At 47.0% G+C, this 26,932-nt stretch carries 26 protein-coding genes, 1 riboswitch and 1 other annotated feature; of the genes, 24 read left to right on the forward strand and 2 right to left on the reverse strand.

The features are described 5' to 3' along the window. The first annotated feature begins 155 nt into the window (after window positions 1–155). The 10 genes from ERX35_RS02640 (at window position 156) to ERX35_RS02685 (ending at window position 12,359) form a co-directional block, all read left to right on the forward strand. The gene (locus ERX35_RS02640; protein ID WP_149458374.1) at window positions 156–1,274 is read left to right on the forward strand and encodes a citrate synthase; all 1,119 of its coding nucleotides are present in this window, start codon (window positions 156–158) and stop codon (window positions 1,272–1,274) included. Between the two features lie 54 nt (window positions 1,275–1,328). Continuing rightward, entirely contained in the window at window positions 1,329–2,591 is a 1,263-nt protein-coding gene (icd, locus tag ERX35_RS02645; protein WP_211359970.1) for an NADP-dependent isocitrate dehydrogenase, read from the forward strand. A gap of 186 nt (window positions 2,592–2,777) precedes the next feature. Continuing rightward, a complete protein-coding gene (locus tag ERX35_RS02650; protein ID WP_149458376.1) occupies window positions 2,778–3,488 on the forward strand; it encodes a response regulator transcription factor in 711 nt (236 codons plus the stop codon). Further along, complete coding sequence (gene pnpS, locus ERX35_RS02655; protein WP_149458377.1) at window positions 3,485–5,191, forward strand: two-component system histidine kinase PnpS; 1,707 nt, start codon at window positions 3,485–3,487, stop codon at window positions 5,189–5,191. Before ERX35_RS02650 ends, pnpS begins: the two co-directional genes overlap by 4 nt. 183 nt (window positions 5,192–5,374) lie before the next feature. Further along, on the forward strand, window positions 5,375–7,981 hold the full coding sequence (gene polA / locus ERX35_RS02660; protein ID WP_149458378.1) for a DNA polymerase I: 2,607 nt from the start codon (window positions 5,375–5,377) through the stop codon (window positions 7,979–7,981). Between the two features lie 57 nt (window positions 7,982–8,038). Further along, window positions 8,039–8,911: a bifunctional DNA-formamidopyrimidine glycosylase/DNA-(apurinic or apyrimidinic site) lyase gene (gene mutM, locus ERX35_RS02665; protein ID WP_149458379.1), complete on the forward strand. Its 873-nt coding sequence runs from the start codon at window positions 8,039–8,041 to the stop codon at window positions 8,909–8,911. Window positions 8,912–8,919: 8 nt separating this feature from the next. Beyond that, entirely contained in the window at window positions 8,920–9,522 is a 603-nt protein-coding gene (gene coaE, locus ERX35_RS02670) for a dephospho-CoA kinase (protein ID WP_149458835.1), read from the forward strand. Window positions 9,523–9,600: 78 nt separating this feature from the next. Beyond that, window positions 9,601–10,635 carry a glyceraldehyde-3-phosphate dehydrogenase gene (locus ERX35_RS02675; protein WP_149458380.1) on the forward strand — a complete coding sequence of 345 codons (1,035 nt, stop codon included), beginning with the start codon at window positions 9,601–9,603 and terminating at the stop codon, window positions 10,633–10,635. Between the two features lie 153 nt (window positions 10,636–10,788). Continuing rightward, window positions 10,789–11,757 (forward strand): ring-cleaving dioxygenase, encoded by a 969-nt coding sequence (locus tag ERX35_RS02680; protein ID WP_149458381.1) that lies wholly within the window; start codon window positions 10,789–10,791, stop codon window positions 11,755–11,757. A 5-nt stretch (window positions 11,758–11,762) separates the two neighbouring features. Next, window positions 11,763–12,359, forward strand: coding sequence for an alpha/beta hydrolase (locus ERX35_RS02685; protein WP_149458382.1), 597 nt, complete (start codon window positions 11,763–11,765; stop codon window positions 12,357–12,359). 141 nt (window positions 12,360–12,500) lie between these two features. On the opposite strand, the gene ERX35_RS02690 is transcribed toward ERX35_RS02685, so the two are convergent. Further along, the gene (locus tag ERX35_RS02690; protein ID WP_170234510.1) at window positions 12,501–13,205 is read right to left on the reverse strand and encodes a GDSL-type esterase/lipase family protein; all 705 of its coding nucleotides are present in this window, start codon (window positions 13,203–13,205) and stop codon (window positions 12,501–12,503) included. Between the two features lie 108 nt (window positions 13,206–13,313). Here ERX35_RS02690 and nrdR point away from each other — a divergent pair, with 108 nt between their 5' ends. The 10 genes from nrdR to ERX35_RS02740 all read left to right on the forward strand — a co-directional run bounded on the left by nrdR (window position 13,314) and on the right by ERX35_RS02740 (window position 23,086). After that, a complete protein-coding gene (gene nrdR / locus ERX35_RS02695) occupies window positions 13,314–13,778 on the forward strand; it encodes a transcriptional regulator NrdR (RefSeq protein WP_149458384.1) in 465 nt (154 codons plus the stop codon). Window positions 13,779–13,786: 8 nt separating this feature from the next. Beyond that, the gene (dnaB, locus tag ERX35_RS02700) at window positions 13,787–15,121 is read left to right on the forward strand and encodes a replicative helicase loading/DNA remodeling protein DnaB (protein ID WP_149458385.1); all 1,335 of its coding nucleotides are present in this window, start codon (window positions 13,787–13,789) and stop codon (window positions 15,119–15,121) included. After that, window positions 15,118–16,038 (forward strand): primosomal protein DnaI, encoded by a 921-nt coding sequence (dnaI, locus tag ERX35_RS02705; protein WP_149458386.1) that lies wholly within the window; start codon window positions 15,118–15,120, stop codon window positions 16,036–16,038. Before dnaB ends, dnaI begins: the two co-directional genes overlap by 4 nt. Before the next feature lie 285 nt (window positions 16,039–16,323). Further along, window positions 16,324–18,252: a threonine--tRNA ligase gene (gene thrS, locus ERX35_RS02710; protein ID WP_149458387.1), complete on the forward strand. Its 1,929-nt coding sequence runs from the start codon at window positions 16,324–16,326 to the stop codon at window positions 18,250–18,252. 52 nt (window positions 18,253–18,304) lie between these two features. Then, window positions 18,305–18,476, forward strand: a riboswitch (Lysine riboswitch). Window positions 18,477–18,534: 58 nt separating this feature from the next. Continuing rightward, on the forward strand, window positions 18,535–20,016 hold the full coding sequence (locus tag ERX35_RS02715) for an amino acid permease (RefSeq protein ID WP_149458388.1): 1,482 nt from the start codon (window positions 18,535–18,537) through the stop codon (window positions 20,014–20,016). A 44-nt stretch (window positions 20,017–20,060) separates the two neighbouring features. Further along, window positions 20,061–20,179: a sequence feature (ribosomal protein L20 leader region), on the forward strand. Between the two features lie 20 nt (window positions 20,180–20,199). Next, window positions 20,200–20,736, forward strand: a complete 537-nt coding sequence (infC, locus tag ERX35_RS02720) for a translation initiation factor IF-3 (protein WP_149458389.1) — start codon at window positions 20,200–20,202, stop codon at window positions 20,734–20,736. 12 nt (window positions 20,737–20,748) lie between these two features. Then, window positions 20,749–20,949 (forward strand): 50S ribosomal protein L35, encoded by a 201-nt coding sequence (gene rpmI, locus ERX35_RS02725; RefSeq protein WP_012657249.1) that lies wholly within the window; start codon window positions 20,749–20,751, stop codon window positions 20,947–20,949. Window positions 20,950–20,978: 29 nt separating this feature from the next. Next, the gene (rplT, locus tag ERX35_RS02730; RefSeq protein WP_149458390.1) at window positions 20,979–21,338 is read left to right on the forward strand and encodes a 50S ribosomal protein L20; all 360 of its coding nucleotides are present in this window, start codon (window positions 20,979–20,981) and stop codon (window positions 21,336–21,338) included. A gap of 158 nt (window positions 21,339–21,496) precedes the next feature. Beyond that, window positions 21,497–21,910, forward strand: coding sequence for a YndM family protein (locus tag ERX35_RS02735; RefSeq protein WP_149458391.1), 414 nt, complete (start codon window positions 21,497–21,499; stop codon window positions 21,908–21,910). Between the two features lie 99 nt (window positions 21,911–22,009). After that, window positions 22,010–23,086: a M42 family metallopeptidase gene (locus ERX35_RS02740; protein ID WP_170234511.1), complete on the forward strand. Its 1,077-nt coding sequence runs from the start codon at window positions 22,010–22,012 to the stop codon at window positions 23,084–23,086. 72 nt (window positions 23,087–23,158) lie between these two features. Here ERX35_RS02740 and ERX35_RS02745 read toward each other — a convergent pair whose 3' ends face one another. Beyond that, the gene (locus ERX35_RS02745) at window positions 23,159–24,538 is read right to left on the reverse strand and encodes a dihydrolipoyl dehydrogenase family protein (RefSeq protein ID WP_149458392.1); all 1,380 of its coding nucleotides are present in this window, start codon (window positions 24,536–24,538) and stop codon (window positions 23,159–23,161) included. Window positions 24,539–24,707: 169 nt separating this feature from the next. Between ERX35_RS02745 and ERX35_RS02750 the strand changes: the two genes are divergently transcribed. The 4 genes from ERX35_RS02750 to ERX35_RS02765 all read left to right on the forward strand — a co-directional run bounded on the left by ERX35_RS02750 (window position 24,708) and on the right by ERX35_RS02765 (window position 26,929). Further along, a complete protein-coding gene (locus tag ERX35_RS02750; protein ID WP_149458393.1) occupies window positions 24,708–25,448 on the forward strand; it encodes a TrmH family RNA methyltransferase in 741 nt (246 codons plus the stop codon). A 262-nt stretch (window positions 25,449–25,710) separates the two neighbouring features. Continuing rightward, on the forward strand, window positions 25,711–26,130 hold the full coding sequence (locus ERX35_RS02755; protein ID WP_149458394.1) for a hypothetical protein: 420 nt from the start codon (window positions 25,711–25,713) through the stop codon (window positions 26,128–26,130). Between the two features lie 17 nt (window positions 26,131–26,147). Next, window positions 26,148–26,663 carry a hypothetical protein gene (locus ERX35_RS02760; protein ID WP_149458395.1) on the forward strand — a complete coding sequence of 172 codons (516 nt, stop codon included), beginning with the start codon at window positions 26,148–26,150 and terminating at the stop codon, window positions 26,661–26,663. A 20-nt stretch (window positions 26,664–26,683) separates the two neighbouring features. After that, window positions 26,684–26,929 carry a hypothetical protein gene (locus ERX35_RS02765; protein ID WP_149458396.1) on the forward strand — a complete coding sequence of 82 codons (246 nt, stop codon included), beginning with the start codon at window positions 26,684–26,686 and terminating at the stop codon, window positions 26,927–26,929. The last annotated feature ends 3 nt before the right edge of the window (window positions 26,930–26,932 follow it).

The following is a 26,932-nucleotide window of genomic DNA, read 5'->3' on the forward strand; positions in this document are numbered from 1 at the left end:
ATAAATATATCATAAGTAAAACTTATCATATATCATAATGAATATTAAATGTATGAATTCATTCACAAAAAGGTGGAAATTAGCTATAATGAAACTGTGAAAGCCGTTACAGTTTGGCATTTCTACTATAAAACATAGTAAAGAGGGGTTAAGATATGTCAGAATTAACAAAAGGGTTAGAGGGAATTGTTGCCACTCAAACTAAAGTAAGTTCAATCGTTGATGATCAGCTAACTTATGCAGGCTATGAAATTGACGATTTAACTGAAAATGCATCATTCGAAGAGGTCATCTTTCTGTTATGGCACTTTAGACTGCCGACTGCTGGAGAGCTGCAGAATCTGAAAGATCAGCTGTTCGATAATATGGTGCTGAACCCAAGAATGTACAGTCATTTTGAAGATTACGCAACCGATCAGATTCATCCGATGACCGGCCTTCGTACATCACTCAGCTATTTAGCGCATTTCGATCCGCGTGCTGAAGAGTTCAATGAAGCGGCTCATTTAAATAAAGCGATTCGTATACAGGCTAAAGTTGCATCACTTGTCGCAGCGTTTGCCCGTGTCCGTCAAGGTAAAGAAGTCGTCAAGCCGAAGAAAGATTTAAGCTATGCAGCGAACTTCCTCTATATGTTATTCGGCGAAGAACCGACACCATTACAGGAAGAAGGATTCAATAAAGCATTGATCCTGCACGCGGACCACGAACTGAATGCGTCGACGTTCACTGCCCGTGTAGCCGTGTCTACGTTATCAGATATGTATTCCGGTGTCACTGCAGCAGCAGGCGCGTTAAAAGGGCCGCTTCACGGCGGAGCGAACGAGCAGGTCATGAAGATGCTGACTGAAATCGGTACTCTTGATAAAACGGATGAGTATATCCAGAAGAAAATTGACAATAAAGAGAAAATTATGGGCTTCGGCCACCGTGTATATAAAAATGGTGACCCGCGTGCCAAGTACTTGAAAGAAATGTCACGCAAAATTACAGATGAAACAGGCCAAAAAGAGCTGTTCGAGATTTCTGTCAGAATCGCTGAAATTCTTAAGGAGAAAAAAGGTCTGCTGCCAAACGTCGACTTCTATTCTGCGACTGTTTACCATTCAATGAATATCGAGCATGACTTGTTCACACCGATCTTTGCTGTTTCTCGTGTGTCGGGCTGGATCGCACACATTCTTGAACAGTATGCGGATAACCGCATCATCCGTCCGCGTGCCGAATATGTCGGCGATGTTCACCGCAAATATGTTCCAGTGTCTGAACGTTAATCAGCAGTAAGACATCACGTTTTACCACTATCAATTATTATACGGAGGTTTATCATGGGAGAGAAAATTACTAATTCTAACGGTGCACTTAACGTACCAAACAATCCGGTCGTACCATTCATCATCGGTGACGGTACAGGTCCTGACATCTGGAAAGCAGCAGTACGAGTACTTGACGGTGCAGTTGAAAAAGCTTATAACGGCGAAAAGAAAATTGAATGGAAAGAAGTCCTTGCCGGCCAGAAAGCATTCGATGAAACAGGCGAATGGCTGCCGCAGGAAACTCTAGATACAATCGATGAGTACTTGATCGCGATTAAAGGCCCGCTGACAACACCAATCGGCGGCGGTATCCGTTCACTGAACGTTGCCTTACGTCAGGAATTAGATTTATTCGTCTGCCTGCGTCCAGTGCGTTACTTTGAAGGCGTGCCTTCACCAGTGAAACGTCCTGAAGATACAGACATGGTGATTTTCCGTGAGAACACTGAAGATATTTATGCAGGCATTGAATATAAGGAAGGTTCAGATGACGTGAAGAAAGTCATCGAATTCCTGCAGAACGAAATGGGCGCAAAAAATATCCGCTTCCCTGAAACGTCAGGTATCGGTATTAAGCCGGTTTCTAAAGAAGGAACTGAACGCTTAGTCCGTGCGGCGATCAACTATGCGCTTGAGCAGGGTCGCAAGTCACTGACGCTTGTCCATAAAGGGAACATCATGAAGTTCACGGAAGGTGCCTTCAAACAATGGGGTTATGACCTGGCTGAACGTGAATTCGGTGATAAAGTGTTCACATGGGCACAATATGATAAGTTGGTTGAGTCAGACGGCAAGGAATCGGCTGATAAAGCACAGGAAGATGCAGTAAACAGCGGCAAACTGTTAGTGAAAGATTCTATCGCTGATATCTTCCTGCAGCAGATCTTGACACGTCCGGCTGAATTTGATGTCGTCGCAACAATGAACTTGAACGGTGACTATATTTCTGATGCACTGGCAGCACAGGTCGGCGGTATCGGCATTGCACCGGGAGCGAACATCAACTACGAAACAGGTCATGCGATCTTTGAAGCGACACATGGCACTGCGCCTAAATACGCAGGCCTTGACAAAGTCAACCCGTCGTCAGTGATTTTAAGCGGTGTGCTGCTGCTTGACCATTTAGGCTGGAGTGAAGCTGGTCAGCTGATCACTGAATCAATGGAGAAAACGATTGCTTCTAAAGTCGTGACTTATGACTTTGCACGTCTGATGGACGGTGCGACAGAAGTGAAATGTTCAGAGTTTGCTGACGAACTCATTAAAAACCTATAATAGCAGAACGGACACTCTCCTTGGAGAGAGTGTCCGTTTTTTGATGAAAAAAATGAATTTTAACATCTATTATTGTAAATTTAATGTAAAGAAATGTTACCATCCTTTGAAGTTTGTTGATAAATGATAGTCATTTGTTTTCTAATTAATATATAATGGGGTGGACAGATACTGTGGAGGGATATAATGGGTCAGAAAGTTCTAGTAGTTGATGATGAGCAGTCTATCGTTACTTTATTACAATACAATTTACAGCAGGCAGGTTATGATGTCGTCACTGCTTATGATGGTGAAGAAGGATTGAATAAAGTGTTCACTGAACGTCCTGATATTGTTGTGCTTGATCTGATGCTGCCGAAGATGGACGGGGTCGAAGTTTGTAAAGCGGTACGGAGTGAGAAGAACCATGTGCCGATTTTAATGCTGACGGCAAAAGACGATGAATTCGATAAAGTGCTTGGTCTTGAACTTGGTGCTGATGATTATATGACGAAGCCCTTCTCTCCGAGAGAAGTGGTCGCAAGAATCAAGGCCATTTTGAGACGTTCACAAGTCAGTGAACAAAGCAGCGATATTAAGCAGAGCAGCGAAATTCTCGTCGGCAAGCTGAAGATTCTGCCGGAACACTTTGAGGCGTACAGAAATGATCAGCTCCTTGACTTAACACCGAAGGAATTCGAACTGCTGATCTATTTGATTGAACGGCAGGGCCGCGTCATTACGCGGGAACACATGCTGAACTCTGTATGGAACTATGAATTCGCAGGAGATTCACGCATTGTTGATGTGCATATCAGCCACTTGAGAGAAAAGATTGAAGATAATCCTAAGCAGCCGCAATACATTAAAACAGTCCGCGGGCTGGGCTATAAGCTTGAGAATCCGAAGGCGCTATGATCAGCTTTCAAAAACGACTGCTCTTACTGCTTACAACATTATTTGTTGTAAGTTTTCTTTTGCTAGGTTTCTTCCTCTCAGTAACTTTAAGTGACAGAATATTTGACAGTAAAAAGCACGAACTGAAAAATCAGGCGAAGCATATTATCCATATGCTGAATGACGAAAAGAATATACAGTATTATTTAAGAAGCGAAGATACCGCGGTTGACCAGATTATGATTAAAAAACGTGGTAAAGTCATCTACAAGAGTGATTCCCTGGACGTCATCAAGCTTAAAGAAAGACTCAAGACGTGGAAGGATTATTCGGTGGAAACCGAGTTCTTCCGGGACTATAACGATGACAATCAGGCGCTGCTCATCCAGGATGAGGATGGTTATTCGGTCTATCTTATAGACGATATGAGCGAGCTGAAAAGTATTATCACCCAGATGTGGGAGTATTTGCTGTTAATCTTTTTCATTGTGCTGCCTGTCATCTATATCATTGTGCGCTATGTCAATAAAAGCTATATCGCGCCGATCAGCGAAGTGACTTATGCTTCGAAGCTGCTGGCAGCAGGTAACTACAAAGTCAGAGTGCCGGAAAGCAGTGTCACGGAAACGAAGGATCTCTATATCAGCACAAATATACTCGCCCGGACGCTCCAGTCTTTGAACAATGAGCAGAAACTGCAGCGCAACCGGCTGGAGACGACGCTCCAGAACATCCCGTCTGCGATACTGCTCGTCAATAACCACGGCGACGTTGTCATCAGCAATGATACGTATAACCGCCTGTTCAATAATGACGGCCCGTCGCTTGCTGGTTACTATGAGAAAGCGATTGCTTATCCGGCCATCAACCGGATGATCAAAGAGGCGATTGCCACCGAGAAAACGATCAATGAGACGCTCGAGATCACCATCAACGTCCATCAGAAATATTTTGATGCGGCGGTTGTGCCTGTGCTATCCAAAACACGACGCAAGCTGGAAGGTGTAGTCATCGTGCTGCACGATATCACGCAGCTGAAGACACTGGAACAGATGCGGAAAGATTTTGTAGCCAATGTCTCGCATGAACTGAAGACGCCGATCACATCAATCAAAGGATTTTCGGAGACACTGCTGGACGGTGCGAAAAACGACCCTGAGTCACTCGATATGTTCCTGAACATCATATTGAAGGAGTCGAACCGCATACAGGTGCTGGTGAGTGAGCTGCTTGAACTGTCGAAAATCGAGCGCAACAATCATCTTCAGCTGACGCCTGTCAATCTGAGTGACAAAGTCATGAACTGCGTTGAAGTCGTACAGCCGCTCGCTGCGAAAAAGAATCTGATAATTAAGCTTGAGCTCGAAGAAGAAGTAGTGGTGCAGGCCGAGCCGAGCAAGCTGAAGCAGGTCATCATCAATCTTTTGTCGAATGCCATCAACTATTCGACTGACAATGATGAAATCATCGTCCGCGTGATGCAGCAGGATGGACTGTCTATTCTTGAGATTAAAGATAACGGCATCGGTATCGCTGAAGAAGAACAGATCCGAATCTTTGAGCGGTTCTACCGTGTCGATAAAGCGCGGAGCCGTGACAGCGGCGGTACCGGACTTGGGCTTGCCATCGTCAAACACATCGTTGAAGTATTCAACGGTGAGATAGAAGTCGACAGTCAACCAGGAGCCGGTTCCACTTTCCGTGTAAAATTCAAGGCGCTGTAACTTAATAAAATAATTACATTGAATAAACAAACAAAGAGACAGTACCTGTTATAATATTTCTAGACCCCTTCATTTTGAAGAGGCAAAGGGACGCATTCAGCGTCCCTTTGTTTTTTGGTCTATTTTTTTTGGTTCCATTTGAGGTGTGTTAAAATAAAGTTATCTAAATTAATGGAGGCCATTATGAGCGAAAAACTAATACTGATCGACGGTAACAGTCTGGCGTTCCGTGCATTTTACGCCCTGCCGCTGCTGAAAAACAGTGCCGGTATTCACACGAACGCCGTGTACGGCTTCACCCTGTTACTTGAAAAAATCATTAAAGATGAGCAACCCACTCATTTCCTTGTGGCGTTTGACGCCGGGAAGACGACGTTCCGTCATGAGACTTACCAGGATTACAAAGGTGGCAGACAGAAGACACCGCAGGAACTGAGTGAACAGTTCCCGTATATCCGAAAACTTGTAGAAGCGTACCACATCAAACATTATGAGCTGCCGAACTACGAAGCGGATGACATTATCGGCACTTTGTCCAAAGAAGCGACGGCGAACGGCATGAAGACGATCATCATTACTGGTGACCGCGACTTGACGCAGCTGGTCAACGAGCATGTCTCCGTCTACTACACGAAAAAAGGTGTGACTGATATCGATCACTATACGCCTGAGTTCGTCCGTGATAAGTACGGCTTCGGACCGGAGAAAATAGTTGACCTTAAAGGACTGATGGGCGATACATCTGATAATATTCCGGGAGTCCCCGGCATCGGTGAAAAGACAGCGGTGAAACTGCTGCTTGAATACGGCACAGTCGAGGAGGTCATCGCCCACCTTGATGACATTAAAGGCAAGAAGCTGCATGAGAATTTGACGAATCATCAGGCGGATGCCTTGATGAGTAAAGAACTGGCGACCATTAATCAGGATGCACCGCTTGCCATCACCCTGGCTGAGACGAAGCTCACTGACGCTACTAATGACAAAAAAGTAGAACTGTTCAGGTCACTTGAATTCAAGCAGCTGCTTGGCAATATAGAGACGGCGCCCCGCGCAGAAGAAACAGCAGTTGAACTGTCGTCCATCGAAGAAATCGATCTGACAGGCAGGACGAGTGTATTCATCGACTGCTTTAAAGACAATTACTTAAAGAATGAGATTCTGCCGCTCGCTGTCAGTGACGGCCGGAAAGTCGCAGTCGTCGCTTGTGATGCGGTCGCAGCGCATGAGGCGCTAGCTAATTATTTAATGGATCCGTCAAAACCTAAAGTAGTTTATGACGCTAAAAAGACGACCGTGCTGCTGAACCGGCTCGGTGTTGAAATTAAAGGAATCGCATTTGATATCACGCTCGCAAGCTATTTGCTGGACCCGTCCAATACGATTATCGACGTCGCGGAAATTGCCCGCCTAGAAGGGAAGTCGCTTGCGACAAACGACCAGATCTTCGGCAAGGGTGCGAAGATGGCGGTGCCGTCTGACGACATCCTGCATGGTTACTTTGCGCAGCAGGCTGCAGTAGTGCTTGAACTCGCCGGGCTGTTGAAAGCGAAGCTTGAAGGCAATGAGCAGCTGGCACTCCACGATGAACTTGAACTGCCGCTTGCATTAGTGCTTGCGAAGATGGAGATGCAGGGAATCACAGTCAATAAAGAGGAGCTTGTCACTATGCAGCAGGAACTGCAGGGACGGCTTGATACTTTGATTGCAGCGATTCATGCGCACGCCGGCCAGGAATTCAACATCAATTCACCGAAGCAGCTCGGTGTCGTGCTGTTTGAGGAGTTGCAGCTGCCGATCATCAAGAAGACAAAGACCGGTTATTCGACAGCAGTCGATGTGCTGGAAGCACTGCAGGGGAAACATCCGATCATCGATGACATATTGATCTACCGTCAGTTGTCGAAACTGCAGTCGACTTATGTCGAAGGGCTGCAGAAGATGATCGGTGAAGACGGCAAGATTCATACCCGCTTCAACCAGGTGTTAGCCCAGACAGGTCGTCTGTCCTCTGTTGACCCGAATCTGCAGAACATCCCGGTCCGGCTTGACGAAGGCCGCAAGATCCGGAAGGCCTTTACCGCATCGAGACCGGGCTGGGTCATCTTTGCCGCGGACTACTCACAGATTGAGCTGCGTGTCCTTGCCCATATTACAGGAGATGAGCGGATGTCTGACGCCTTCATTCAGGGCACGGACATTCATACGAAGACCGCGATGGAAGTGTTTGGTGTCGCAAAAGATGACGTGACAGCGAACATGAGACGTCAGGCGAAGGCGGTTAACTTTGGCATCGTCTACGGCATTAGTGACTACGGTCTGAGCCAGTCACTCGGCATCACAAGAAAAGCGGCGCAGAAGTTCATCGATGATTATCTGGCGAGCTTTCCGGATGTCAAGCAGTATATGGATGACATCATTCAGCAGGCGAAGCAGGACGGCTATGTGGCAACATTGATGAAACGCCGCCGTTATATCCCGGATATTTCATCCCGCAATTTCAATTTACGTGGATTCGCAGAGCGGACAGCGATGAATACACCGATTCAGGGCAGTGCTGCAGATATTATTAAGCTTGCGATGGTGAATTACGACAAGGCAGTACAAGACACTGATTTCAGCGCGGAATTACTGCTGCAGGTGCACGATGAACTGATCTTTGAAGTGCCGGAGGAAGAAGTCGAGGCGTTCAGTTTATTTGTCAAAGATATTATGGAGCATGCGCTGAAGCTTGATGTGCCGCTGCTCGTCGAATCCGACTACGGCAAGTCGTGGTATGATGCGAAGTAGCAGGAGAACTGAAGCGGTAGACGAGATGACAAGAGAAAGTTAAAGCAGGAGGAAGCTATGCCTGAATTACCGGAAGTTGAACATGTCAAACGCGGACTTAGTCCGAAGATTTTAGGAGAGATCATTACCGGCGTCACGTTCTCTGACAAAGTTACAGCAGGGAAAGCCGCGGGTAAACAGACGATTATTAAAGGGATAGACCTTAAGACATTTGAAGGAAAGATTATCGGCAGTACGATCAAGGCATTAGACCGCCGCAGCAAGTATTTGATATTCACGCTTGAGAACGAACTGCATGAACATTACATCATCAGTCATCTTGGTATGTCGGGCGCCTATTTTGTCGTCGACAGGCTTGAGGACATCGGGGTGCCGAACTATATCAATCACTGGCATGTCGCTATTCACCTGCAGTCGGGTAAGCAGCTGATCTACAGCGACATCAGACGGTTCGGCGAGCTGCGCTACATCGAACGGCTGGAATCAGCGGCGCAGATCATGGCGATTGCCCCTGAGCCGTTCGACGACGAGGCGCCGGCCTATTATTTGGATCAGCTGACAGCGCCGAAGTGGCAGGAGAAGACCATCAAAGAAGCAATCATGAACCATTCAGTCGTCAGCGGCTGCGGCAATATTTATGCATGTGAAGCACTTCATCTGTCCAGGATCAATCCGAATCATAAAGTGAAGCGGCTCAGCAAGGCGAAGCGGACTGAGCTGTTTGAGGCCATCGTCCATGTATTGAACGAAGGGATCAAATACGGTGGATCCTCAATATCAAGCTACCGTAACGTAGAAGGCAAGGAAGGCTTTATGCAGACACGATTCAATATATACGGCCGTAAAACATGTGGTACTTGCGGCGGCCCGGTCACAGCGAAAGTGATCGCCACACGGAACACGCATTACTGCACACATTGTCAGAAGTAGGTGAAGAGATGAAAGTGATAGGATTGACAGGCGGCATTGCGAGCGGCAAGTCCACAGTGTCCGAATTACTGAGAGGTTACGGTTTCGCGGTCGTCGATGCAGATGTCGCGAGCAGGACGGCTGTCGCTGCCGGCTCTGACGGGCTGCAGGAAGTCATCGCGGTGTTCGGCGGGGAAGCAGTAATCGACGGTGAAATGAACCGGCCGTATATCGGTCAGCTCGTCTTCAATGACCCGGAGAAACGTGCTGCCTTAAACAGCATTATTCATCCGCGGGTCAGAGAGATCATGGCACTTGAGAAGCGTGCTGCGCTGCAGAACGGCCGGTACGTCGTTATGGATATCCCGCTGCTCTATGAAAATAAACTGGAAGCGACAGTCGATGAAGTATGGGTCGTCTACGTACCGGAGCATCTTCAGCTGGAACGGCTGATGAAACGCAACGATATGACTCAGGAGGCAGCAGCTGCAAGAATCGCTTCTCAGCTTGCTATCGAGGAGAAGAAAGCCCGTGCAGATGTGGTCATTGACAACAGCGGTGACTTGCAGACGCTTGAACAGCACGTCAAAAAAGCTGTAGAACAGTTTTTTGAAAGAAACGAAAAAAAATAGCGGAAACCGCTTCCATCATACTTATATTGTGTTATACTATTGTAAGCAAATAGTATAACACAATAAGGGGAAGATGACATGACGACAAGAGTGGCAATTAATGGTTTAGGTAGAATCGGTAGAATGGTATTTCGTGCTGCGGCATTAAATAACGAACTGGAGATCGTAGCTATCAATGCAAGCTATCCGCCTGAGACACTTGCCCACCTCGTGAAGTATGATACAACGCATGGTAAATATGAGCTCGAAGTAGAGCCGGTTGACAACGGCCTGAAAGTAGACGGTAAGGAGATCAAGCTCGTGTCTGAGCGAAATCCTGAACGATTACCATGGAAAGAATTAAACATCGACATCGTAATTGAAGCGACAGGCAAATTCAATGATGCAGAGAAAGCAGCGGCACATTTAACAGCCGGCGCTAAAAAAGTACTGCTGACAGCGCCGGGTAAAGGCAATGTGCAGACCATCGTCCGCGGCGTCAACTGCAAGAAGCTGGATGTTGAAACGTTCGACGTCATCTCTAATGCGTCATGTACAACAAACTGTCTCGCACCAGTCGCTAAAGTACTGAATGAAAAGTTCGGGATTGAAAACGGTCTGATGACGACGGTTCACGCCTATACTAATGACCAGAAAAACCTGGATAATCCGCATAAAGACCTGCGCCGTGCACGTGCGTGCGCACAGAGCATCATTCCGACATCAACAGGTGCAGCGAAAGCATTGTCATTAGTGCTTCCGGAATTAGAAGGCAAGCTGCACGGCATGGCTTTACGTGTACCGACAACAAATGTATCATTAGTTGACCTTGTCGTTGACTTGAAGCAGGACGTGACTGTTGAAGAAGTGAACAATGCCTTCAAAGAAGCAGGCGAAGGACCGCTTAAAGGCATCCTTGATATTACATTTGAGCCTTTAGTGAGCGTGGACTTCAACACAAACCCTATGTCATCAATCGTAGACGGCCTGTCAACTATCGTCATGGGCGGCCGCAAAGTGAAAGTACTCGCATGGTATGATAATGAGTGGGGCTACTCAACACGCGTCGTTGAACTGGCATCATTGATGGGTGAGGCATTGAATGCAGCATCAGAGGATCTAGTAGAAGCATAATAATGAGGCTGATTGACAGCGCAGGAATCCTGACCAGGATTCCTGTTTTATGTTGGAGCGGGATGACAGAAACTGAATAGTTGCATCAGCATTCATTTAATGATATATTATTTATACCAAGTATAAATAATATATCAAAGGATGGACAACTACATGCAAGCATTAACAGGAATACACCATGTGACAGCAATAACAAGCAGTGCCGAGAAAATCTACCGGTTCTTCAACGATATTTTAGGGATGCGCCTTGTCAAAAAGACAGTCAATCAAGATGATATTCAGACGTATCATCTGTTCTTTGCCGATGATCAAGGAAACGCAGGGACGGATATGACATTCTTTGACTTTGCGGGTATACCGCAGGGCGTCCACGGCACAAATGAAATTTCACGGACATCGTTCCGGGTGCCGGATGATGAAGCAGTCGATTACTACTTAAAGCGGTTTGAAACGTTTGACGTCAAGCACGAAGGAATTAAAGAGCAGTTTGGCCGCAAAGTGCTGCCTTTTGAAGATTTTGACGGTCAGCGCTATCAGATTATTTCGGATGAGCATGACCGCGGCACAGCTCCCGGTGAGCCGTGGAAAAATGGGCCGGTACCTGAGCGCTACGGTATTTACGGTTTAGGGCCGGTCATTATAGCAGTCAGCCAGTTCACGGCTTTCAAAGCAGCTTTTGAGCAGGTCTATTTATTTGAGGAGACGGCGAGTGAAGGTCAGGCGCATCTCTTTGAGACAGCTGAGGGCGGGAACGGTGCATCGGTTATCATCATTGATGACGCAGAGAGCAGCTCTGCTCAGCAGGGCTATGGTACGGTTCACCATGTCGCATTTAGAGTGCCGGATGAAGCCGGTCTGAATGAATGGATCGACAGACTGCAGGAATTTGGTCTGCCGAACTCAGGCTATGTGGACCGCTTCTTCTTCAAATCGCTGTATGCAAGACTCGCGGCACCTTTATTATTTGAGATTGCGACGGACGGCCCCGGCTTCATGGGTGACGAACCGTACGAAACGCTTGGTGAGAAACTGTCACTGCCACCGTTTCTTGAATCACAACGCGCAGTGATTGAAGCGCAGGTCAGACCGATTGATACAGTGAGAAGCGTGAAAGGGAGATGACGCATATGAATCATATCATGAACAAGGGAACAACGGATAACACATTGCTGCTGCTGCACGGCACAGGCGGCAATGAGTATGATCTACTGCCTCTCGCCGCATTGATTGACCCGGCTGCCAATGTCCTCAGTGTCAGAGGGAACGTCAGTGAAAATGGCATGCCGAGATTTTTCAGAAGGCTCGCTGAAGGTGTGTTTGATGAAGAAGATTTAGTGGAGCGGACGCATGAACTGAAGGCGTTCATCGATGAAGCAGCAGAGGCAAACGACTTGAAGCGGGATAAAGTCATAGCGGTCGGCTATTCCAATGGTGCAAATATTGCAGCAAGTCTCTTGTATCATGACCAGGAGGCATTAAATCATGCGATTTTGTTTCATCCGATGGTGCCGCTCCGTAACATCGAGCTGCCGGACTTGTCGGGCATCCATGTCTTCATTGGTGCAGGGACAAACGACCCCATCTGTACGCCGGAGCAGACTGAAGAGCTGGCAGAAGCGTTAAGAACAGCAGGAGCGGCAGTGGAATTATTCTGGCATCACCACGGCCATTCTTTGACTCAGGAAGAAGTGCGGCGGGCGGCAGCGTGGTATCAGCAGCTGTAAAGACAAACAGAACATAGGTATGACAAAATAAACCATCCGGCTTAATCTGGCGGATGGTTTTTGCTGTGCTTGTTCAGTCCCGATGAGCTTAGCAGTGCATAGTGGCGATTCCTTCTAACAGAGATTCTATGGCACACCTCTTTACGGATGTTTTAGTTTGAGCGGCACGTCTGTTAATGTGTCAACGACGGTCTGTGCCATAATGTCATAGCCGAGCACATGCGGATGCAGGCCGTCGTCTGAGAGCTCCGGATTGAGACAGTCGACGTCACCGGTCAGTGTCATACGCGAGTAATAGTCGATATATGGAATACGTTGACGCTGTGCGAACTGCTGTAACTCGTCATTGATGCGCTTGATTGTTGCAGCCCGCAGCTCGAATGACTTCAAGTGCCTGCGGTTGGTCGCTGTCACAGAAGTGATGGCCATCGGAATGTGCTGTGTCTCTGCCATGCTGACCATGTCTTTAATATCCTGTGTAATCTGCATCACGAGCTGGTCGCTTGTTTCCTGGTCGAGCTGCTGGTCGAGGTCCTTCGTGTTGTTCACCCCGATGGAGAGGATGATGTAGTCCGGCTTCAGCTGCAGGGCATCTGCCTGAAAGCGGCGCTTCAAGTACATCGACCGGTCGTTGGAAATACCGCGGTTGATGATCCGTTTGCCGTTAGTCAGTTCAAAGTAGCTGTCAAGGTCCCAGTAGGCGGTGATGGAGTCGCCGATGAACAGCACGCCGACCGGGTCGTTATGATAGAGCAGTGCCTCATTTCTTCTGTTGAATTTATCCCGCTCTTTGTTGACGGGGTTGCCTTCTTCAAATTTCTCAAGTTCCAGTAGTTCAGGTCTCATATGGATGCCTCCTTGGTCATTTATACCCCGTTTAATGTTGTTATAACGGTTTTTAACTGTTCGTGAATCATGTATAATAAGATGATAACAATGAATGAGGTGAATGTCTTGAGATGTCCGAAATGCAGTTATAATCAGTCCAAAGTTGTGGATTCCAGACATGCAGATGACTTGACCGCTATTAGACGGCGCCGTGAGTGCGAGCAGTGTGGTGCACGGTTCACGACGTTTGAACGGATTGAACTCGCGCCTTTGATCGTCGTCAAGAAAGACGGCACAAGACAGGCATTCAACCGTGACAAAGTGCTCGGCGGCCTTGTCAGAGCGAGCGAAAAGCGGCCGGTTGCGTTTGACGACCTGGAAAAAATCACGAACGAAATTGAATTTCAGCTGCGTGAAAGCGGGAAGAACGAAATATCTTCTGTCGATATCGGAGAACGGGTCATGGATGAGCTGATGAAGCTTGACCAAGTATCTTATGTTCGTTTCGCATCGGTTTACAAGGAGTTCAAAGATGTGGATCAGCTGCTGAGCACTATGCAGGGGATATTAAATGATAAAGACAAGAAGTAGGTGTTGATGTGCATTATTTTTCCGGGTTAAGACCGGCTGATTCATTTATCGTCCATACAAACTATGTGCAGTCACCGCTGTCAGAAGATGTGCTGAAGCGGCTGTACATTCCGCTGATCGGCCTTGAAAGTATAGCGGTCTATCAGTATTTAAGCCAGTTCATCAATGGACGGCAAGTGTCAGAACCGGAGACCCATTATTTAATATTGAATGAACTGAAGATGAATTTAAGCCATTTTGAACAGCTGCGTGAACGGCTGGAAGCTATCGGGCTGCTGAAGACGTTTTTGAAGACGGGTGAAGCGCAGTGCTTTGTCTATAAGCTGATCAGCCCGGTCATGCCTGCCCAGTTTTTCAATGATCCGATGCTGTCGGTCTTTCTGTTTCAAGTCGTCGGCAAAGAGCGGTTCCACCAGCTGAAAAAGCATTTCTGCACGGATACGATCGACTTAACGGATTACCGCGATGTCTCCAAAAACTACATGGATGTCTTCGGGACACCGAAAGAGCCGGATGCCGGGATTTTCAAAGGCAATGAGACGATCATCAAGACGAATGACTCATTAGGCATCCCGGTCCATCAGCAGACGTTCGACTTCGACCTGCTCGAAATGCTGCTCAACCAGAATCTGATTACGCGGGAACAGCTGCCGAAAGCAACGCGTGATTTAATCACCCAGCTGTCTGTGCTGTATGATATCGCGCCGACAGAGATGCGGCGCATCATTCTCCGCTCGTTAAGCGCCGACCAGACGATTTCCCATGAAGAACTGCGGAAAAACGCCCGTGATTTCTATCAGCTGGAGCACGAAGGCAACCTGCCTGCGCTCACTGAAGCACGGCAGCCTGATGAAGTAGAGGATAAGACACAGCTGTCATGGTTTGAGATGATGGACACGACAAGTCCGGTCGCGATGCTCGCATCGACCAGCAAGTCGGAGCCGACAGCTAGACAGAAGCGCATGATCGAGTCGATCGTGGAACGGGAGAAGCTGCCGTTTGGTGTCATCAATATTTTGCTGCAGTATGTGATGTTTACTCATGATATGCAGCTGCCGCAAAGTTATATCGAAGAAATTGCCTCGAACTGGAAGAAGCTGAAGTTCGAATCAAGCAGGCAGGCGTACGATCATGTGAAGAAGCTGCAGAAACAGCAGGCGGAACGTCAATCAGAGCAGAAGCCGAGACGCACGCGCCCGTCGTATGAGAAGACGCCGGCCTGGGTCAGTCAGATGAAAGAAGGAAGTGCACCGGTCGCAGTAGAGACAGACCAGGCGCTTGAAGCAGAGAAGCGCAAGCTGGAAGAAGAACTGAAAAACTTCTGGAAGGAGGATGAACGATGAAGCCATTCAGCGCATTTTTAAGAGACAATCCGGGTATCGAAGCACGTATTGCAAAAGTGAAAGAGGAGACGCTGAACCATGCGGAAATCAGAGCGTTTCTAATGGAGCATCCGGACGTGACGGACGAGATGATCGATAAGGACTTATCAATCCTTCAGGAATATAAGGACCAGTCCAAAATGTGCGACCGCTGTGAGAGCTATGGCACGTGCATCAACTTCGTCAAAGGTCATACGCCTGTTCTTTATGTCGAAGACAAGCGTATCAGAATCGCTTATACACCATGCCCGAACAAGAAAGTCCACGAAGAAGAAGTGAAGATGAAGGAATATGTGACAGCGATGCACGTCCCTTATGAAATATTGAACGCCAAAATCAATGCGGTCGACCTTGAGACGACTGAACGGCTGAACATCGTCAGACAGGCGATGCAGATCTGCAACGATATCGCGGCAGGCAGGCCCGCGAAAGGCATGTATATCCACGGCAGCTTCGGCACCGGCAAGTCTTTCATTCTAGGAGCGATAGCCAACCAGCTGAAAGAGAAGCATGTGTATACGACAATCTTCTACGTGCCTGAATTCATCCGCGAGCTGAAATCAGGCTTCAGTGACAATACATTTGAGCAGAAGCTTGACCGTGTCAGAAAAAGCCCGGTGCTCATGCTCGATGACATCGGCGCGGAAGATTTGACGCCGTGGGTCCGCGATGAAGTGCTCGGCCCGCTGCTGCATCACCGTATGATGAACCAGCTGCCGACGTTCTTTTCGTCGAACTTCAACCTGGATGAACTTGAACATCATTTCTCCAACACAAGGAACGGTGTCGAGCAGACAAAGGCGCTCCGGATGATGGAGCGGATTCATGCGCTGAGCGATCCTTATCAGCTGTCCGGAAAAAATTATCGCCGTTCTTGAAAAATAGAATAGTCAGTGTATAATAGAACTATAATATTTAACAATAAGAGGACAAGATGATGCTGATGTCTTACACAGCGAGCCGGAGGATGGTGTGAGTCCGGCTGAGCGCAGCATCATTACTCCCTTTTTCTATTGGCATTTAAACGATGCCCGGCTCAAGACCGTTATCTTATGCAGAGTTGCCGCAAGGCGATTAGGGTGGTACCACGGAAGACTCCGTCCCTTTTGGGATGGGGTCTTTTTGTATTCATAAATAATCAATCATTTAAAGGAGTGTTCATGATGAGCGAAATCAATATTAAATTTCCGGACGGTAATGAGAAAGTGTTTGACAGCGGTGTGACAACAGAAGAGATCGCAGGTTCAATCAGTCCGGGGCTGAAGAAGAAGGCACTGGCCGGTAAGTTCAATGGTCAGCTGGTGGACCTGTCCACACAGCTTGAGACTGACGGCGATATCGAAATCATTACACCGGAATCTAAAGAAGGTATCGAAGTCCTTCGCCATTCAACGGCTCATCTGATGGCACAGGCCCTGAAGCGTCTCTATGGCAATGTCCATTTTGGTGTCGGGCCGGTCATTGAGGAAGGCTTCTACTATGACTTTGATACTGACCATAAAGTTTCGAGTGAAGATTTAGCGGATATCGAGAAGACGATGCGTCAAATTGTCGGAGAGAACATCGCGATTGAACGCCGCGTCGTCTCACGTGACGAGGCGAAAGAAGTGTTCAAAGATGATCCGTACAAACAGGAACTGATCGATGCGATTCCAGCAGACGAGAACGTGACATTATATTCTCAAGGTGAATTCACTGACCTGTGCCGCGGTGTCCATGTACCGTCAACAGCGAAGATCAAGGAGTTCAAATTGTTATCTACTGCAGGCGCTTACTGGCGTGGTGACGCGAACAACAAGATGCTGCAGCGTATTTACGGCACTGCCTTCTTTGACAAGAAAGCACTGAAAGCACATCTGCAGGTTCTTGAGGAACGCAAAGAGCGCGACCACCGCAAGATCGGTAAAGAGCTGAATTTATTCGCGACTAACCCATTGATCGGTGCCGGTCTGCCGCTCTGGCTGCCGAATGGTGCAACGATCCGCCGCGAGCTGGAACGTTATATCGTCGACAAAGAAGTCGCACTCGGCTATGACCACGTATACACACCGGTCATGGGGTCAGTCGATCTGTATAAGACGTCCGGTCACTGGGATCACTACCAGGAAGATATGTTCCCTGTGATGGAGATGGATAACGAGGCACTCGTGCTGCGTCCGATGAACTGTCCGCACCATATGATGATCTACAAAAACGCGAAGCACAGCTACCGTGAACTGCCGATCCGTATCGCAGAACTTGGTACAATGCACCGTTACGAAGCAAGCGGCGCTGTATCAGGGCTGCAGCGTGTCCGCGGCATGACTTTGAATGATGCCCATATCTTCGTCCGTCCGGATCAGATCAAGGATGAGTTCAAGCGTGTCGTGCAGCTCGTCATTGATGTCTATGAAGACTTCAAGTTCAAGGACTATAAGTTCCGCCTGTCTTACCGCGATCCGGAAGACACAGAGAAATACTTCCAGGATGATGAGATGTGGGAACGTGCACAGCGCATGCTGAAAGAAGCAGTGGATGAGATGGGACTTGATTATGAGGAAGCGCCGGGTGAAGCGGCATTCTACGGTCCGAAGCTTGATGTGCAGGTGAAGACAGCACTCGGCAAGGAAGAGACATTATCGACTGTACAGCTTGACTTCCTGCTGCCTGAACGCTTTGACCTGACTTATGTCGGCAGCGACGGGGCTGAACATCGCCCGGTCGTCATCCACCGCGGTGTTATCTCAACGATGGAACGCTTCGTTGCCTTCCTGACTGAAGAATATAAAGGCGCTTATCCAACTTGGCTTGCGCCGAATCAGCTGGAGATCATCCCGGTATCGAACGAAGTGCATTACGACTATGCGAGAGCGCTGTATGACGAACTGAAGTCACAGGGCGTGCGCTGTCATATCGATGACCGTGAGGAGAAGATGGGCTACAAGATTCGTGAGGCGCAGATGAACAAAGTGCCTTATCAGGTGGTTGTCGGCGATAAAGAAGTGGAGAATAATGAAGTCAATGTCCGTCAGTACGGCAAGAAAGAATCATTGACGATGGAGCGCGATGAATTCATCTGGCAGCTCATCGACGAAATCCGCCTGAAAAAATAGTTGTGAAACCGTAATTAATACGGTATAGTAGAACAAAATATAATATTCCTCAAAAAGAGGTAGAGGTTGCAATGAAGATGAGTAACTCTGCAGATACGGTATCACGTAAATGACGCAGGACGAAAGGTGACATTGCCGAAGTGACTCCTGATGATAACAAGGAGCTGCTGGGCTGACGTAGAAGATATGTCAGACTGTCACATCCGTGATGCGCTACTTAAACCAATATATTGGTGTGCATCTATGGATGTGCACCTCTTTTTGTGTGACAAGAGGTGACATATGAGTAATACAGAAGTACAACGTAAATTAAAGCCCCGGCATATCTCGATGATTGCAATCGGCGGCTGTATCGGCACCGGCCTGTTTATGACCTCAGGCGGTGCTATACGGGAAGCAGGTCCAGGCGGTGCGCTGCTTGCATTCGCCGTCATCGGTCTTATGGTCTTCTTCCTGATGACAAGTCTTGGTGAGATGGCGACATACTTACCGATTTCAGGGTCATTCTCAACTTATGCAACGCGCTTTGTTGATCCGTCCCTCGGCTTTGCCCTCGGCTGGAACTACTGGTTCAACTGGGTGATCACGGTCGCCGCTGATGTCAGTATCGCAAGTTCCGTCATCAAGTACTGGAGTGTCTTTGACTTCATGCCGGCATGGGCATGGAGCCTTGTGTTCCTTGCGATAATTTTCGGTCTGAATACACTCAGCGTGAAAGTGTACGGCGAGAGCGAATACTGGTTCGCCCTCGTCAAAGTAGTGACAGTTATTTTATTCATCGGAATCGGCCTCTTGACGATCTTCGGTATTCTCGGCGGCGAGTATATCGGCTTCTCAAACTTTACCGCAGGAGATGCGCCGTTTCTCGGACAGAATATGACGCAGTCGTTCCTGACCATTCTCGGCGTATTCCTTGTGGCAGGATTCAGCTTCCAGGGGACAGAGCTTGTCGGCATCACGGCCGGTGAATCAGAAGAGCCGGAGAAAACTATTCCGAAGGCGATCAACCAGGTGTTCTGGCGTATTCTGATTTTCTATATTCTCGCGATTCTGATCATCGGTCTGATCATCCCATACACCAACCCGAACTTGATGGGCGGAGATGATATCGCGAAATCACCGTTTACGCTTGTGTTCGAGAATGCAGGTCTTGCGTTTGCCGCATCATTCATGAACGCGGTCATCCTGACATCGATCCTGTCAGCAGGTAACTCAGGGATGTATGCATCGACACGTATGCTGTATGCCATGGGTAAAGACGGCCTGGCCTCAAAGAAATTCTCAGAAGTGAATAAGCAGGGTGTGCCGATTCCAAGTCTGCTCGCAACATTTGTAGTAGTGATTCTGATCTTCCTGGTCGAGCGTCTTGCTAACGGTGCCTATGAATATATCGTCGCTGCAAGCGGGATGACCGGCTTCATCGCCTGGCTCGGTATAGCGGTCAGCCATTACCGTTTCAGACGCGCGTTTTACGCTCAGAACAAAGACTTATCTGTACTGAAATACCGCGCGAAACTGTTCCCGTTCGGCCCGCTGTTTGCCTTTGCGCTCTGTCTGCTCGTTATTTTGGGGCAGGATGTGGATCTTGTGACCGGCGGTAAGTTTGAATGGAAGTCTGTCCTGATCACTTACATGGGAATCCCGGTATTTCTGTTCTTCTACTTCTATCATAAACTGAAATATAAAACGAAGAAGATTCCACTGACACAAGTCGACTTATCACAGTCCCACGATATGAGCGAATACGAAAAAATTAATGTTTGACATACGTCATTAATCCTGTTATACTTTAGTCTGTTGAATACGAAACGGACAAGTAGAAGCATCCCGCTTCTCACCCTGAAGACGCCACGAGCCGTTACAGGGTAAAATAACATGATTAAACATGTCTTGCGGGTGCCTTGTGCACCCGCGTTTTTTTTGTTCGTCGAGTAAATCCAATAGGAGGTGTCAATCATAGCTAAAGATCAAACGCAAATCAATGACAAAATCCGTGCAAGAGAACTTCGATTAATCGGACATGATGGAGAACAGCTGGGTGTAAAGACTAAGTTCGAAGCCCTTGAAATCGCTGAACGTGTGAATTTGGACGTCGTACTAGTTGCGCCGACCGCTAAACCGCCTGTTGCTAAGATCATGGACTACGGTAAGTTCAAGTTCGAACAGCAGAAGAAAGAAAAAGAAGCACGTAAAAATCAGAAGATTGTTGTTGTCAAAGAAATCAGATTAAGCCCGACCATTGAAGATAATGACTTTAATACGAAGTTGAAAAACGGTCGTAAATTCCTTGAGAAGAACGATAAAGTTAAAGTATCTATCCGCTTCAGAGGTCGTGCAATCACGCATAAGGAATTTGGTCAGCGAGTGCTTGAGAAATTTGCTGATGAGTGTAAAGATATCGCTACAGTGGAACAAAAACCGAAGATGGATGGTCGTTCGATGTTCCTGATGCTCGCACCAATCGTCGACAAAAAACAAAACTAGGAGGACAATACAATGCCTAAAATGAAAACTCACCGCGGAGGAGCAAAACGCGTTAAAAGAACTGGTTCAGGTAAATTGAAACGTTCTAGAGCTTATACTTCTCACCTTTTCGCAAACAAATCAACTAAACAAAAACGCGGATTACGTAAAGCGTCATTAGTCTCTAAAGGCGATCAAAAACGCGTTGCACAAATGTTAACATACGTAAAATAATAATAGGATTATACTAAGGAGGAATTATCATGCCACGAGTTAAAGGTGGAACAGTGACGCGTGCCCGTCGCAAAAGAACCATTAAATTAGCAAAAGGTTATTTCGGTTCAAAACATACATTATACAGAGTAGCAAAACAACAAGTAATGAAATCAGGTCAATATGCATACCGTGACCGTCGTCAGAAAAAACGTGACTTCCGTAAATTATGGATCGCACGTATCAATGCGGCTGCACGTATGAATGACATCAGCTACAGCCGTTTAATGAACGGTCTTAAAGTAGCCGGCATCGACATCAACCGTAAAATGTTATCAGAGATCGCAATCTCTGACGAAAAAGCATTTGCTGAGTTAGTGACTCAAGCGAAAAACGCTTTAAATAAATAATAGACGAAACCGCAGTGCTGACGTGCACCGCGGTTTTTTTATGTGGAATAACTGTAAAAATAAATATATTCTGAATGAATATGTCCGATTTTTCGTTTATCCTCTCAATGTCAGGGTATTTCTGACAGTAAGACGTCAATGAGGAGAGGAGGGAAATGATGGACCATTTAAAAGCATTAGTCGTGAAATTCATCGTGATTGCGCTCGTTCTGTTTATTGTTTTGACTTTAATCTTCAATGTGCCGTTCATGGACACGTTATGGATCAGTTTAGTGACAACACTGCTTGCCTATCTGCTCGGTGACCTCGGCATCTTCAATAAAGCGGGACGTTCTGGTGAATTCACGAAACGTAACGGCCTTGCATCATTAGCAGATTTAGTCCTGTCATTTTTAGTCATCTGGTTGATGGCAAGAGCATTGACAGGGAACAATGATGATATGTTCTGGCCTTCTTTATTGTCTGCTTTAGCAATCACTGGCGGCGAATGGCTGTTCTTCCACAAATTCGTCGACCGCACGGTATTCAACAGACCTGGTAAAGAAGTCGCTCACAATAATGCACATCGCTAGTTTGATCAAGGAGGCACAATAGTGCTTCCTTTTTTTTGTGTTGGCAACAATCAGATAACTCTTTATACTGGGAGTAATACAGACAAAGGGGATGTTTTTTTGGATCAACAGTTAGCGCGTTTCAAGGCTTTGACCGACTGCAATGCACCGTCAGGATTTGAAGGACCGATGACACGGCTCATGAAGAGTTACCTGGAGCCGGTCGCAGATGATATCATCCGGGACAATACAGGCAGCATATTCGGCAGAAAGAAAGGGACAGGGAAACATGCTGTCATGCTGGCGGGCCATCTGGACGAGATCGGGTTTATGGTGACTGCTATTACTGATGACGGCTTCATCAAGTTCACGAACCTCGGCTACTGGTGGGCGAACGTCATGCTCAGTCAGAAATTGACGATCACCGGCAGCAGAGGAGCGGTCAGAGGGGTCATCGGTGGTAAGCCGCCGCATGTACTCGGTGTCCAGGAGAAAGAACAGGCAGCCAGCGTCCCGAATATGTTCATAGATATCGGCGTGGACTCAAAAGCTGAGGTGCTTGCTACCGGTATACGGATCGGTGACCCCGTGACGCCGTACAGTGAGTTTGAAGTGATGACGAATCCCGACTATCTGCTGGCGAAAGCATGGGACAACCGTTTCGGCTGTGCGCTCGCTGTTGAGGCGCTGGAAACATACAGCAATGAGGAGATCACAGTAGTGGCAGGAGCAGTCACGCAGGAAGAGACGATGTCACGCGGCGCAAAGACAGCAGCACACACCGTGAAGCCGTCTCTTGCTATTGCGCTTGACGTCGGCATCTGTACAAAGACACCCGGCATGAGCGGAAGCACCAAGATGGGTGACGGCCCGATTGTTGTGCTGATCGATGCGTGGCATATTTCGCATCCATCGTTCAGACGGTTCGTCACAGATGTGGCAGAGAAGCATGACATCAAGGTTCAGTTCGATTATCTGACCGGCGGCTATACAGATGCCGGGAACATCGCGCAAAGTTTAGACGGCATACCTGCTCTATCTATCGGTGTCCCGACGCGCTATATCCACTCCAATGTGTCAATGATGAACCGGCGTGACTATAATGGTGCGCTCGAACTGGTCAACGCAGTGCTCGCTGAACTCACGGATGATAGAGTAGACCAGATCATTGAGCAGACTTACGAGCATCTATCATAAGTGCTATCATTTTTGTACTGATCGGATGAAAAGATACCGCGAAAAAAAGACTGCCGAGGCAGTCTTTTTTTATCACTCAATATCAAGGTCCAGCATCTCAATCTTCAAGAGATCCAGTATGCCGCTTGATTCACTCGGGAAAGCGAAGATCATCAGATTGAGGTCTTTCGCTGACAGTTCCTTCTCGACGATAAAGGTCATGATGTTGATGAGATCTGCTGCGTTATGACCAAAGATAGCAGCACCCGCCACATGATTTTTCTTATCGAGAGCAATCACCATTTCAGCATCCAGTTCATTCTTATACTCAAAGCGCATGTATTCGCCGAACTTAATGGTCCTGATCTTATAACCTTTATCCTCAGCCTCGCTGATCGGCATGCCGACCTGTGACAGACGGGGCAGAGTATAAGCGACTGAAGGAATCGCCGGATACTTGATCGGCAGAAGTTCGAGCGCTTTCTTCGGACTGAAGAGTTTGGCTTCACGTGCGATGATTTGAAGGGCGATATAATTCGATTCAAAGCTTGCAGTCGGCGTCAGCTTAGGAATGGATTTGTCCAGCACATCACCGCTCGCATAAATATGCGGAACAGATGTCTGCAGATGAGAGTTGACTTTGATCCCTTTATCACTGTAGTCGATGCCCACTGTCTCAAGGCCGATGTTCTCAACGTTCGGCACACGGCCAGTCGCATCAACGATATAGTCAGTCTCTAGTGTCGTTCCTGATTGGGTCGTCAAGGTCAGACGGCCATCCTTCTCTTCGACTTTCTCTGTATCTTCATTGAAGTGGAAGGTAACGTTCTCCTCCTCCAGCTTGTCGATCAGCATTTTGACATGGGGCTGGTGGAAGGCTTTCAGAATCTTGTCAGAGTGCACAATGACATGGACTTCTGAGCCGAATTTGCTCGCAATAGAAGCGAACTCAATACTGATATAACCGCCACCGATAAAGGTAATATGCTCAGGGAATGATTTTAGATCCATAAAGTCACGGCTGTCACGGAGATGTTCCTGACCTGGGATATTAAGCCGATGACTGCGCTGACCTGTCGCGATGACGATATATTTAGCCTGATAGGACTGATCGCCGACCTTCACCGTATGTTCGTCTGTTATCAAGCCTTCGCCTTCAATGATCTCAATACCGGCTTTGTTGAAGACTTCAGCGAGTCTATCTTTCTGCGGATCAATGACCTTATGTTTGTAGCGCATCAGATGCTCCCAGCTCACCTCAGGACGGTTTGTGAAGATATCACCAAGACGGTCGATATCATCCAGCACCTCAAACGGTGACTCAAGCAAAATCTTCGGATTACAGCCGAAGTTGGTGCATGTGCCGGCTAGCGTATCCTTTTCAATCAGTGCGACTTTCATCTTCTGGCTGGCAAGCGCCACTGCTGCGTGCCAGGCTGCATGACCACTACCGATAAATATGACATCATACATTATTAGGTTCCTCCTTACAAAATAGGTTGCTTTAGATTTATTCCCTTTTAATCCATTATCAACCGTTAAAATGTGACAAAATAACAATATAATGAAATAGATGACGAGTATCTCACGTCTTTGAATTAGTTTATAATAAAGATAACAATAGAGTGAATGGAGTGATGATATGGAACTCATCGAATCAGTACAGAATACGAGAATCAAGAACATTGCAAAACTGCATACGCGTAAGGACCGCAAGAAGGCGCAGCAGTTTCTTGTGGAAGGTTATCATCTGGTGGAAGAAGCCGTGAAGAGCGGCCTTGAAGTGGAGACCATACTGAGTGTCAATCCCGATGATATCTCTGAAGAAATGGTGGAAGCGAGCAAGGAGCAGTATCAGATCACATTCAAAATTGCCGAGAAACTATCTCAGACAGAATCACCGCAAGGGATATACGCCGTCTGTAATATGCCGCAGCACGAACTGGCTGACTTCAAGCAGCTCGTCTATCTTGACCGCATCCAGGACCCGGGCAATGTCGGCACGATCATCCGCACAGCAGACGCAGCAGGACTGGACGGCGTCGTTATCTCAAAAGGGACAGTCGACATCTATAACGACAAAGTGCTGCGCGCGAGTCAGGGCAGTGTCTTCCATCTGCCGGTCATAGAAGCAGACTTCAGTGAAGTGAAGGAAGACTTCTTGGGGAAAGTATTCGGCACAAGTCTGAAGGACGCAAAAAACTATAAAGACGCAGCAGTGCCGGAGTCATTCATGATTGTGCTCGGCAATGAAGGACAAGGTGTTGACGAAGAGATTCTGGCGGCAGCGGACGAGAATCTATATGTCCCGATTTACGGCCAGGCAGAAAGCCTGAATGTCGGGGTCTGCGCCGGTATTCTGATGTATCATTTCAAAGGCTGATCAAGTGCCGCAGCTAAAATGTCTGACAAATAACTCTGACTTTATTAGAGTAGACACTAATTCAATAACTGATAGAACGGTGTAGTCGTCGGCAGACTGGAGACAAATAGGAGAGAAAACATTATCACATCTCTCAATACTATAAGACAGGCACTAAATAATGTGGGATAAACATTAAATATTCCTTAAAAATACAAATATTACTATTGAATACCACCTTTATCATTTATACTAACAGTATAAGGATGGAGGTGGCTTTTTAATGAACAGCTTTAAAGCAGCATGGCTTGATTACTTCCGCAATTTGGTCAATTTCACTGCGCCGATTACGGAAGAAGCGTATAAAAATCAGCTTTGGGTAGGGCGGTTAACAATTCTGCCCTTCATACTTTTGATGTTTGGATTGACAATGACCTCAGATTTAAATTCAAATGGGTTTCTGTTCTTTCTAGTGACAGTGATACTTGTTGCTATTGTCAATTATCCGACGGAAATGAGAATGTTTCATATGCGGGGGAAATCGCCATTACTTTATCAGGTGACGCATCTTATATTTTTTATCGCTATACTTGGCTATTATATTTACGCAGTGATGACGCACCAGCAACTAACGTTGCTCGCAATTATGTTGGCATATTTGATACCGAGTTTCACGACATTGGGTAACTATTACTTTAAATAAGCGGCAGGAGAAAAATTATGACAGAGAAAATTACTTACAAAGAGGCCTGGCAGGATTATAGACGCAACTTTTTCAAGCCGAAAGCACCCATCAGCTATCAAATGTATGATAAGCATAAAACCATGTTTTTACCGCTGTTTACAATACTATTTATAAGCTGGGTGATCTACAGTTTTATATATGGCTTACACGATGAAGCGTTCTATAATCTGCCGCAAAAGGAACTGGATCGGCAGTTGTTCTGGGATTCGTTTGGAACGGGTGTATATATCATCAGCTTTTTAAGCGTATTGATTTTAACAACTCTGCCGACGGAACTCAGGATGTTTCATAAACGGGGAAAGAACGCTGGACCTTATATAGCCGTCGTTTTGGTTGCTGTTATTGGCAGTGCTGTTTATCTGATGGCGATGCTGATGTTGAAGATGCAGCCTCAGATCCTGCTGGTTATGCTGCCTGTATATGCCGCAATCTTCATGACCAATACTGGCTACGTCAATAAAATTAAAAAGAGGGGATGGCGAGAATCATGATAAATAGAGAAGAGGACATAATGGAGGAGAAATCAAATAAAAGCGGTGATAAAGTGCTGATGTTCTTCATGGCACTCTTAGGCATCAGCTTCATCGTTAAGAACCTTACACCTTATAAAATAGGTATTGTGGGTGATATTGCTGTATTTGGAATAGCGATTACGATTATTGTTTTATCGTGGATTGAAAGAAGCACAGTAAAAGTGATTCTCTCGTTTGTGTTTCTCCTTGTAATCATTATCATTAATATTGGAATCAGGATTTGATGA

The organism is Macrococcus equipercicus (assembly GCF_004359525.2).
In the GTDB taxonomy this organism is placed as follows: Bacteria; Bacillota; Bacilli; order Staphylococcales; family Staphylococcaceae; genus Macrococcus; species Macrococcus equipercicus.

Bases quoted from the DNA above. Each gene is read 5' to 3' on its own strand.
- ERX35_RS02640 (WP_149458374.1), top strand. From the start codon at position 156: ATGTCAGAATTAACAAAAGGGTTAGAGGGAATTGTTGCCACTCAAACT.
- icd (WP_211359970.1), top strand. From the start codon at position 1,329: ATGGGAGAGAAAATTACTAATTCTAACGGTGCACTTAACGTACCAAAC.
- ERX35_RS02650 (WP_149458376.1), top strand. From the start codon at position 2,778: ATGGGTCAGAAAGTTCTAGTAGTTGATGATGAGCAGTCTATCGTTACT.
- pnpS (WP_149458377.1), top strand. From the start codon at position 3,485: ATGATCAGCTTTCAAAAACGACTGCTCTTACTGCTTACAACATTATTT.
- polA (WP_149458378.1), top strand. From the start codon at position 5,375: ATGAGCGAAAAACTAATACTGATCGACGGTAACAGTCTGGCGTTCCGT.
- mutM (WP_149458379.1), top strand. From the start codon at position 8,039: ATGCCTGAATTACCGGAAGTTGAACATGTCAAACGCGGACTTAGTCCG.
- coaE (WP_149458835.1), top strand. From the start codon at position 8,920: ATGAAAGTGATAGGATTGACAGGCGGCATTGCGAGCGGCAAGTCCACA.
- ERX35_RS02675 (WP_149458380.1), top strand. From the start codon at position 9,601: ATGACGACAAGAGTGGCAATTAATGGTTTAGGTAGAATCGGTAGAATG.
- ERX35_RS02680 (WP_149458381.1), top strand. From the start codon at position 10,789: ATGCAAGCATTAACAGGAATACACCATGTGACAGCAATAACAAGCAGT.
- ERX35_RS02685 (WP_149458382.1), top strand. From the start codon at position 11,763: ATGAATCATATCATGAACAAGGGAACAACGGATAACACATTGCTGCTG.
- ERX35_RS02690 (WP_170234510.1), bottom strand. From the start codon at position 13,205: ATGAGACCTGAACTACTGGAACTTGAGAAATTTGAAGAAGGCAACCCC.
- dnaI (WP_149458386.1), top strand. From the start codon at position 15,118: ATGAAGCCATTCAGCGCATTTTTAAGAGACAATCCGGGTATCGAAGCA.
- thrS (WP_149458387.1), top strand. From the start codon at position 16,324: ATGAGCGAAATCAATATTAAATTTCCGGACGGTAATGAGAAAGTGTTT.
- ERX35_RS02715 (WP_149458388.1), top strand. From the start codon at position 18,535: ATGAGTAATACAGAAGTACAACGTAAATTAAAGCCCCGGCATATCTCG.
- rpmI (WP_012657249.1), top strand. From the start codon at position 20,749: ATGCCTAAAATGAAAACTCACCGCGGAGGAGCAAAACGCGTTAAAAGA.
- rplT (WP_149458390.1), top strand. From the start codon at position 20,979: ATGCCACGAGTTAAAGGTGGAACAGTGACGCGTGCCCGTCGCAAAAGA.
- ERX35_RS02735 (WP_149458391.1), top strand. From the start codon at position 21,497: ATGGACCATTTAAAAGCATTAGTCGTGAAATTCATCGTGATTGCGCTC.
- ERX35_RS02745 (WP_149458392.1), bottom strand. From the start codon at position 24,538: ATGTATGATGTCATATTTATCGGTAGTGGTCATGCAGCCTGGCACGCA.
- ERX35_RS02750 (WP_149458393.1), top strand. From the start codon at position 24,708: ATGGAACTCATCGAATCAGTACAGAATACGAGAATCAAGAACATTGCA.
- ERX35_RS02755 (WP_149458394.1), top strand. From the start codon at position 25,711: ATGAACAGCTTTAAAGCAGCATGGCTTGATTACTTCCGCAATTTGGTC.
- ERX35_RS02760 (WP_149458395.1), top strand. From the start codon at position 26,148: ATGACAGAGAAAATTACTTACAAAGAGGCCTGGCAGGATTATAGACGC.
- ERX35_RS02765 (WP_149458396.1), top strand. From the start codon at position 26,684: ATGGAGGAGAAATCAAATAAAAGCGGTGATAAAGTGCTGATGTTCTTC.